General features: G+C 71.0%; 10 protein-coding genes. 1 reads left to right on the forward strand and 9 read right to left on the reverse strand.

Annotated features, from left to right (window positions below; translation table 11 throughout):
* Positions 1-2: 2 nt before the first annotated feature.
* From cysD to ACZ7P3_RS33980, 8 genes are all read right to left on the reverse strand, one after another.
* A complete protein-coding gene (gene cysD, locus ACZ7P3_RS33945; protein ID WP_472087550.1) occupies positions 3-947 on the reverse strand; it encodes a sulfate adenylyltransferase subunit CysD in 945 nt (314 codons plus the stop codon).
* Positions 944-1,480 carry an adenylyl-sulfate kinase gene (cysC, locus tag ACZ7P3_RS33950; RefSeq protein WP_472087573.1) on the reverse strand — a complete coding sequence of 179 codons (537 nt, stop codon included), beginning with the start codon at positions 1,478-1,480 and terminating at the stop codon, positions 944-946. The genes cysD and cysC overlap by 4 nt, the downstream gene beginning before the upstream one ends.
* Before the next feature lie 26 nt (positions 1,481-1,506).
* Positions 1,507-2,217, reverse strand: a complete 711-nt coding sequence (locus tag ACZ7P3_RS33955) for a phosphoadenylyl-sulfate reductase (RefSeq protein WP_472087551.1) — start codon at positions 2,215-2,217, stop codon at positions 1,507-1,509.
* Complete coding sequence (locus tag ACZ7P3_RS33960) at positions 2,214-2,396, reverse strand: hypothetical protein (protein ID WP_472087553.1); 183 nt, start codon at positions 2,394-2,396, stop codon at positions 2,214-2,216. Before ACZ7P3_RS33960 ends, ACZ7P3_RS33955 begins: the two co-directional genes overlap by 4 nt.
* Positions 2,393-4,090 carry a nitrite/sulfite reductase gene (locus tag ACZ7P3_RS33965; RefSeq protein WP_472087555.1) on the reverse strand — a complete coding sequence of 566 codons (1,698 nt, stop codon included), beginning with the start codon at positions 4,088-4,090 and terminating at the stop codon, positions 2,393-2,395. Before ACZ7P3_RS33965 ends, ACZ7P3_RS33960 begins: the two co-directional genes overlap by 4 nt.
* A gap of 125 nt (positions 4,091-4,215) precedes the next feature.
* Positions 4,216-4,299, reverse strand: a complete 84-nt coding sequence (locus ACZ7P3_RS33970; protein WP_309474722.1) for a putative leader peptide — start codon at positions 4,297-4,299, stop codon at positions 4,216-4,218.
* A gap of 92 nt (positions 4,300-4,391) precedes the next feature.
* Complete coding sequence (locus tag ACZ7P3_RS33975) at positions 4,392-4,955, reverse strand: GNAT family N-acetyltransferase (RefSeq protein WP_472087556.1); 564 nt, start codon at positions 4,953-4,955, stop codon at positions 4,392-4,394.
* Positions 4,956-5,041: 86 nt separating this feature from the next.
* Positions 5,042-6,376, reverse strand: coding sequence for a hypothetical protein (locus ACZ7P3_RS33980; RefSeq protein ID WP_472087558.1), 1,335 nt, complete (start codon positions 6,374-6,376; stop codon positions 5,042-5,044).
* A gap of 305 nt (positions 6,377-6,681) precedes the next feature.
* On the opposite strand from ACZ7P3_RS33980, the gene ACZ7P3_RS33985 reads away from it, so the two are divergent.
* Complete coding sequence (locus tag ACZ7P3_RS33985) at positions 6,682-7,221, forward strand: GNAT family N-acetyltransferase (RefSeq protein WP_472087560.1); 540 nt, start codon at positions 6,682-6,684, stop codon at positions 7,219-7,221.
* Between the two features lie 18 nt (positions 7,222-7,239).
* Here the strand turns inward: ACZ7P3_RS33985 and ACZ7P3_RS33990 are convergent.
* The coding region (locus ACZ7P3_RS33990; protein WP_472087574.1) for an acyl-CoA dehydrogenase family protein at positions 7,240-7,333 on the reverse strand (94 nt) is incomplete at its 5' end.

Here is a 7,333-nt window from a genome sequence, read left to right on the forward strand (position 1 = left end):
GCTTAGAAGTACCCCTCGCGCTTGCGGTCTTCCATCGCGGCCTCGGAGAGCTTGTCGTCGGCGCGGGTCGCACCGCGCTCGGTCAGCCGGGAGGCGGCGATCTCGGCGATGACGGCGTCCAGCGTGGTCGCGTCGGAGTCGACGGCACCCGTGCAGGACATGTCGCCCACGGTCCGGTAGCGGACCAGGCGCTTCACGACGGTCTCGCTCTCCTTCGGACCGCCCCACTCACCCGCCGTCAGCCACATGCCGGCCCGCTGGAACACCTCGCGCTCGTGCGCGAAGTAGATCTGGGGCAGCTCGATGCCCTCGCGGGCGATGTACTGCCACACGTCCAGCTCGGTCCAGTTGGACAGCGGGAAGACCCGGACGTGCTCGCCCGGGGCGTGCCGGCCGTTGTACAGGTTCCACAGCTCGGGCCGCTGGCGGCGCGGGTCCCACTGGGAGAACTCGTCCCGCAGCGAGAACACCCGCTCCTTGGCGCGGGCCTTCTCCTCGTCGCGCCGGCCGCCGCCGAAGACCGCGTCGAACTTCTCGCTCTGGATCTTCTCCGTCAGCGGCAGCGTCTGCAGCGGGTTACGAGTGCCGTCCGCACGCTCCTTGAGCACGCCCCGGTCGATGTAGTCCTGCACCGAGGCCACATGGAGGCGCAGGCCATGTGCGGCCACCGCACGGTCCCGGTACTCCAGCACCTCGGGGAAGTTGTGTCCGGTGTCCACGTGGAGCAGCGAGAAGGGGACCGCGGCCGGGGCGAACGCCTTCAGCGCGAGGTGCAGCATGACGATGGAGTCCTTGCCCCCGGAGAACAGGATCACCGGGTTCTCGAACTCGCCCGCCACCTCGCGGAAGATGTGCACCGCCTCGGACTCCAGCGCGTCCAGGTGCGAGAGGGCGTACGGGCTGGACGTGTCCTCGTGGTCTCCCTGCACGGAAGCGACGGTCGTCATGCCAGTCCCCTTTCGCTGAGCACGGCGTACAGCGACGCCGCGGACTCCTGCACCGTCTGGTTCTGGGACTCGATCCGCAGATCCGGCGACTCGGGCTCCTCGTAGGGGTCGTCGACCCCGGTCAGGCCCGTCAGCTCGCCCGCGGCCTGCTTGGCGTACAGGCCCTTCACATCGCGCACGGAGCACACCTCGACCGGGGTGGCCACGTGCACCTCGAGGTACGCCGTCTCGTTCTGCCGGTGCCGCTTGCGCACCGCGTCCCGGCTGTCCGCGTAGGGCGCGATCACCGGGACCAGCGCCGTGACGCCGTTGCGGGCCAGCAGTTCGGCGACGAAGCCGATGCGCTGCACGTTGGTGTGCCGGTCCTCGCGGGAGAAGCCGAGGCCGGCCGAGAGGAACTCGCGGATCTCGTCGCCGTCGAGCACCTCGACGCGCCGGCCGCCGGCGCGCAGCAGGCCGGCCAGTTCATGGGCGATGGTGGTCTTGCCGGCACTCGGCAGACCCGTGAGCCAGACGGTGGCTCCGGTGGTCACGTGGTTCTCCTGCTTGTCGAAGGTCGTCATCCGTGCAGCCCGCACTCGGTCTTGGCGCGGCCCGCCCAGCGGCCGGCGCGCGCGTCCTCGCCCTCCAGGACCCGGCGGGTGCACGGCGCGCAGCCGACGGAGGCGTAGCCGTCCATCAGCAGCGGGTTGGTGAGCACGCCGTGTTCGGCGACGTAGGCGTCCACGTCGTCCTGGGTCCAGCGGGCGATCGGGGAGATCTTGACCTTCTGCCGCTTCTCGTCCCAGCCGACGACCGGGGTGTTCGCCCGGGTCGGGGACTCGTCGCGGCGCAGGCCGGTCGCCCATGCCCGGTAGCCCTTCAGCCCTTCTTCCAGCGGCTGGACCTTGCGCAGCCTGCAGCACAGGTCGGGGTCGCGGTCGTGCAGCTGAGGGCCGTACTGGGCGTCCTGCTCGGCGACCGTCTGCTTCGGCGTGAGGGTGATGACGTTGACGTCCATCACGGCCTCGACGGCGTCCCGGGTGCCGATGGTCTCCGGGAAGTGGTAGCCGGTGTCCAGGAAAACGACGTCCACGCCCTTGAGCACGCGCGAGGCGAGATGGGCGACCACGGCGTCCTCCATGGAGGAGGTGACGCAGAACTGCCTGCCGAAGGTGTCCACCGCCCACTGGAGGATCTCCAGCGCGGAGGCGCCCTCCAGGTCACGGCCCGCCTCCTCGGCGAGCTGCTTCAACTCCTCGTTCGTGCGTTCTTCCTGAGCCGTCGTCATATCCGGTCGTCCCCTCCGTTGTCGGCTCGCTGAACACCCCGGGCGAGCAGCCCGAGGAACTTCAGCTGGAATGCGCGGTTGCACGCCCCGCATTCCCAGGCGCCGTGGCCCTGCTCACTGGGACGCAGGTCCTCGTCGCCGCAGTAGGGGCAGTAGAAAGGTGCGGCCCGCTCGCTCATGAGAGGGACTCCTCGCTGGCGCGCGCGGCCCACGTGGCGAACCGCTCGCCGTCCTCGCGCTCGGCCTGGTAGCGCTTGAGGACCCGCTCGACGTAGTCGGGCAGCTCGTCCGAGGTGACCTTCAGACCGCGGACCTTGCGGCCGAAGCCCGCCTCCAGGCCGAGGGCGCCGCCCAGGTGCACCTGGAAGCCCTCGACCTGCTCGCCCCGGTCGTCGACGACCAGCTGGCCCTTGAGACCGATGTCCGCCACCTGGATACGGGCGCAGGCGTTCGGGCAGCCGTTGATGTTGATGGTGATCGGCTCGTCGAAGTCCGGGATGCGGCGCTCCAGCTCGTCGATCAGCGAGATGCCGCGCGCCTTGGTCTCCACGATCGCGAGCTTGCAGAACTCGATGCCGGTGCAGGCCATCGTGCCGCGCCGGAACGGGGACGGGCTGACCGTGAGGTCCAGCGACTCCAGCCCCGCCACCAGGGACTCGACCTGCGCCTCCTCGACATCGAGCACGATCATCTTCTGCTCGACGGTGGTGCGCACCCGGCCCGAGCCGTGCGCCTCGGCGACATCGGCGATCTTGGCCAGCAGCGTGCCGTCGACCCGTCCGACGCGCGGCGCGAAACCGACGTAGAACCGGCCGTCCTTCTGCCGGTGCACACCCACGTGGTCGCGCCAGCGCTCCACCGGCTGTGCGGGCGCCGGGCCGTCGATGAGCTTCCGCTCCAGGTACTCGTCCTCCAGCACCTGGCGGAACTTCTCCGCGCCCCAGTCGGCGACCAGGAACTTCAGCCGGGCACGTGTGCGCAGCCGCCGGTAGCCGTAGTCCCGGAAGATCGAGATGACACCCTCGTAGACGTCCGGGACCTCGTCCAGCGGGACCCAGGCGCCGAGCCGGACGCCGATCTTCGGGTTGGTGGACAGGCCGCCGCCGACCCACAGGTCGAAGCCGGGGCCGTGTTCGGGGTGGACGACGCCGACGAACGCGACGTCGTTGATCTCGTGGGCCACGTCCAGCAGCGGCGAGCCGGAGACGGCGGACTTGAACTTGCGGGGCAGGTTCGAGAACGCCTTGTTGCCGACGATCCGGCGGTGGATCTCGTCGACGGCCGGGGTGCCGTCGATGATCTCGTCCTCCGCGATGCCGGCGACCGGGGAGCCGAGGATCACCCGGGGCGTGTCGCCGCAGGCCTCGGTGGTGGACAGGCCGACCTCCTCCAGCCGGTTCCAGATCGTGGGCACGTCCTCGATCCGGATCCAGTGCAGCTGGATGTTCTGCCGGTCGGTGATGTCCGCGGTGCCGCGGGCGAACTCCTGCGAGATCTCGCCGATCACCCTCAGCTGCTCCGTCGACAGCCGCCCGCCGTCGATGCGCACCCGCAGCATGAAGTACTCGTCGTCCAGCTCTTCCGGCTCCAGGATGGCGGTCTTGCCGCCGTCGATCCCGGGCCGGCGCTGGGTGTACAGCCCCCACCAGCGCATCCGGCCGCGCAGATCGTTGGGGTCGATCGAGTCGAAGCCGCGCTTGGAGTAGATCGTCTCAATGCGTGTCCGCACATTGAGACCGTCGTCGTCCTTCTTGAACTGTTCGTTGCCGTTCAGCGGGGTGAAGTGACCTACGGCCCACTGACCCTCACCGCGGTGACGGCTCACCTTGCGGCGGGGCGTGGACGCGGCGGGATCCTGCGGGGTGGCGGCCATGGTTGTACGTCCTTCGGACAGGCGGAAGTCGGCTCTGACCTGCGCGTACGCGCGCATGGAGGCATGCGCGCGTGCTAGCGCAGCAGAAGATCAGGTACGGGGGATGTCGGCGGTGCTGGGGGCGGTCAGCTCACCGGACAGATGGCGCTGGACATGCGGCCGAGGTCGACGTGCCGCCGACTCACCAAGGCAATTCCAGTTCCAGACATGACGGAAGCGTGTCACGCGGATCTCTGGCCAGTCCACCATCGTCCACCATCTGGACGTAACTATTCTGAATGTTGAGACGGAGTGTTGTGGGTCACGCCTCCGGCCAGGGGCCCGGCGTCGCCGTGTCCGGCTCCAGCTCCACCTTCGTGCCGAACAGCCTGAAGCCCCGCCGCCGGTAGTTGTCCATCGCGAACTCGCCGTCCTTGCTGCAGGTGTGCAGCCACACCCGCTTCGTCGGCGTCCGCTCGGGCCACCGCTCGGCCAGGTCCCAGGCGCGGGCGGTGCCGTACGACAGCAGGTGGCCGCCGATCCGGCGGCCGCGGAAGACGGATATCAGACCGAAGTAGACGATCTCGACCACGCCGTCGTCCTGCGGGTCCAGCTCGACGTAGCCGGCCGGGGTGCCGCGGTCGTACGCCACCCACGTCTCCACACCCGGACGGTCCAGGTGCTCCAGCCACCGGGTGTAGCTCCAGCCGAGACGGTCGGTCCAGTGGATGTCGCCGCCGACCGAGGCGTACAGAAAGCGGCTGAACTCGGGGGAGTGGACCTCGGCACGGACGATCCGCACATCGCCCTCGGGGGCGGCGGCCGGCGCGAGGTCGGCCGGTGAGGTCTGTTCCAGGGACCAGGTGGTGACGGGGACGGTGCTCATGCGGGCCAGGGAATCATCCTGCCCGGCCGTCTGTCGATCGTCCGGGTCACGATGGGGGTGCGTGGACCGGTGCCACGGCCGGGCCGTCAGCCCAGTGACTGGTCCAGCGCGGTCAGAGGTACCGCGAACAGCATCCGGTCCGACAGGGACCACACCTCGCCCGTCTCCTGCCCGTAGGACAGGGAGCCCGCGGCCGTGGCCCAGCAGCTGTGCGAGGCGTCCGAGCCGCAGCGCGTCACCGTCGCGCCCTTCGTGTCCTGCCGCCACAGCCCGCCATGGCCGTCCGCGGAGCTGGACAGTCGTCCCACATACCAGGACGCACGGTCGTGTCCGGGCCGACGGTAGGACAGTACCCCGCGGATCCCGGTCGCCCGGGTCCGGTAGGCCTCGACGGCGTCGGCGCGCCCGGCGGCGTCCGTGGCGAGCAGGCCGCTGCGCGCGGGGTCCGTACTGAAGGCGTACCGCCACAGCCGGGCGTGCCGGTCGCTGCCGGGGGCGGTCCACTCGCCGGCCACGAGGCTGTCGGGTGCCGTGGTGCGGTCGAGGGCGAGGGCGCCGGGGCAGGGCGGCCCGGAGGTGGTGCAGCGTCCGGCGGAGAAACGGTAGGAGCCGACGGCGGGCATCACGTACCGGTAGCCGTCGGCGGACCAGCCGCCGGGCACCCGCCCGATCGCGGGGCCGTCCGCCGTGGTGCGCTGAATGCGGTCGAGGTCGTAGACGTAGAGCGCGTCGGCGCTGCCGGTCCTGGTGGTGACCAGCAGCTTGTTCCGGTACCGGACCATGCCGGAGACGCGGGAGGACAGGCCGCGGTAGTCGCGGCCGCCGTCCACGGGCACCACCAGGAGCACCCAGCGGTACGCGGGGAGGCCGGGGCCGTCGGCGTCGACGAAGGCGACCCTGGCCAGGCCCCGCTCGGCGGCGGGTCCGGTGGTGGTGCTGTGGGTCCAGCCGGCGAGGATCACCCGGTGGGCGCCCCGGGCGCCGTCGTCGTCGGCGTCGCCGGAGGTGGTCACCGAGGCCGGCCGCCATGCGGTGCCCCCGGCGTCGGAACGGTCCCAGCAGTAGGCGCGGGCGGCGGCCGGGGTGACCGGCAGGGTCGCGCGGTCGTCCGCGGTGCAGCCGGCGCCGTCGCGCAGGGAGTGGTCGGTGTCCTGCAGTACGGCGTCCACGCCGACCGGGCGGCCCATGGAGGCGGCGAGGCGGTCCAGCGTGCGGGCGGGCACCAGGTGTTCCTGGAGCCGCAGCGGGCCGGTGTCCGCCGGAGAGGTCAACGGCTTCAGTGCGCCGGGGTTCTCGGTGACCTGGGCCTGCGAAGCGCTGATCATGGTGGCGGCTGCGGTGAGGGCCAGCGCGGTCCCGGCCAGGACCGCGCGCAGGGCCGCGCCCCGTCTGCGTCGGCGGTGTCTGCCGCGATGCTTCATCTCTCCTCCCGAGGGGGCCAACTGCGCCTGGTGATCCGCACGTTGACGGAGGAGCAGGTGGGGAGGCCCACAGCGATGCTACGGCAGTGGGGGGCGGCGCGGGGCCAAGACCCCGCAATGATGCGGAAGCCACCCGCACGGAGCGGTGGCGCACCCGCACGCGTCACCTGGCACCCGCATTCCTCGTTGTCCTGAGCCCGCCATACGCGCCACCGGTAACTCCCCAGGTGCTGTGTGGGGTTCGGACGCAGGTGGAGTCAAATGTTTCCTGTTCGGCTGGATGGGCCGCCTGTTAGCGTGCGCGGATGGAAGATCTGGGGCCCGTGGCCTGGCCGCCCGAGCCGGTCAGGACCGAGAGGCTTGTGCTCCGTGAGTCCGAGACCCGGGACCGGGCGGCGTTCATCGAGCTGCTCGCCTCCGCGGAGGTGCACACGTACCTCGGCGGCCCCCGGCCGCGCGACGAGCTCGAGCGCGAGATGCCCGGGGCGCCCGAGCGGTGGCCCGGGAGCTTCGTCGTGGAGCTCGACGGGTCGATGATCGGCCAGATCCTGCTCAGGAGAGCGACGGGGCGCCATCGCCCGGCTGCCGTGGGCAAGGCCGAACTCGGCTACCTGTTCCTGCCGCGGGCGTGGGGATTCGGGTACGCCGCCGAGGCGTGCGCGGCGGCACTCGGCTGGCTCGCCGGCGTGCTCCCCGGCGAGCCGGTGGTGCTCGCCACGCAGACCGCCAACGTCGGCTCGATGCGTCTCGCGGCGAAGCTGGGGTTCACCGAGGTGGAGCGGTTCGAGGCCTGGGGCGCCGAGCAGTGGCTCGGCATGTGGTCCCCGCTCACGCCGTCCGGTTGAGCGGGCGAGCGGCGGGACTCAGCCGGCCAGTCCCAACTCCCGGGCGATCAGCATCCGCTGGACCTCGCTGGTGCCCTCGCCGATCTCCAGGATCTTGGAGTCGCGCCACATG

It is taken from the genome of Streptomyces sp. NPDC107581 (assembly GCF_055657175.1).

Coding starts and splice junctions, on each gene's coding strand:
- cysD (WP_472087550.1), bottom strand. CDS start 947: ATGACGACCGTCGCTTCCGTGCAGGGAGACCACGAGGACACGTCCAGC.
- ACZ7P3_RS33955 (WP_472087551.1), bottom strand. CDS start 2,217: ATGACGACGGCTCAGGAAGAACGCACGAACGAGGAGTTGAAGCAGCTC.
- ACZ7P3_RS33960 (WP_472087553.1), bottom strand. CDS start 2,396: ATGAGCGAGCGGGCCGCACCTTTCTACTGCCCCTACTGCGGCGACGAG.
- ACZ7P3_RS33965 (WP_472087555.1), bottom strand. CDS start 4,090: ATGGCCGCCACCCCGCAGGATCCCGCCGCGTCCACGCCCCGCCGCAAG.
- ACZ7P3_RS33970 (WP_309474722.1), bottom strand. CDS start 4,299: ATGTCTGGAACTGGAATTGCCTTGGTGAGTCGGCGGCACGTCGACCTC.
- ACZ7P3_RS33975 (WP_472087556.1), bottom strand. CDS start 4,955: ATGAGCACCGTCCCCGTCACCACCTGGTCCCTGGAACAGACCTCACCG.
- ACZ7P3_RS33980 (WP_472087558.1), bottom strand. CDS start 6,376: ATGAAGCATCGCGGCAGACACCGCCGACGCAGACGGGGCGCGGCCCTG.
- ACZ7P3_RS33985 (WP_472087560.1), top strand. CDS start 6,682: ATGGAAGATCTGGGGCCCGTGGCCTGGCCGCCCGAGCCGGTCAGGACC.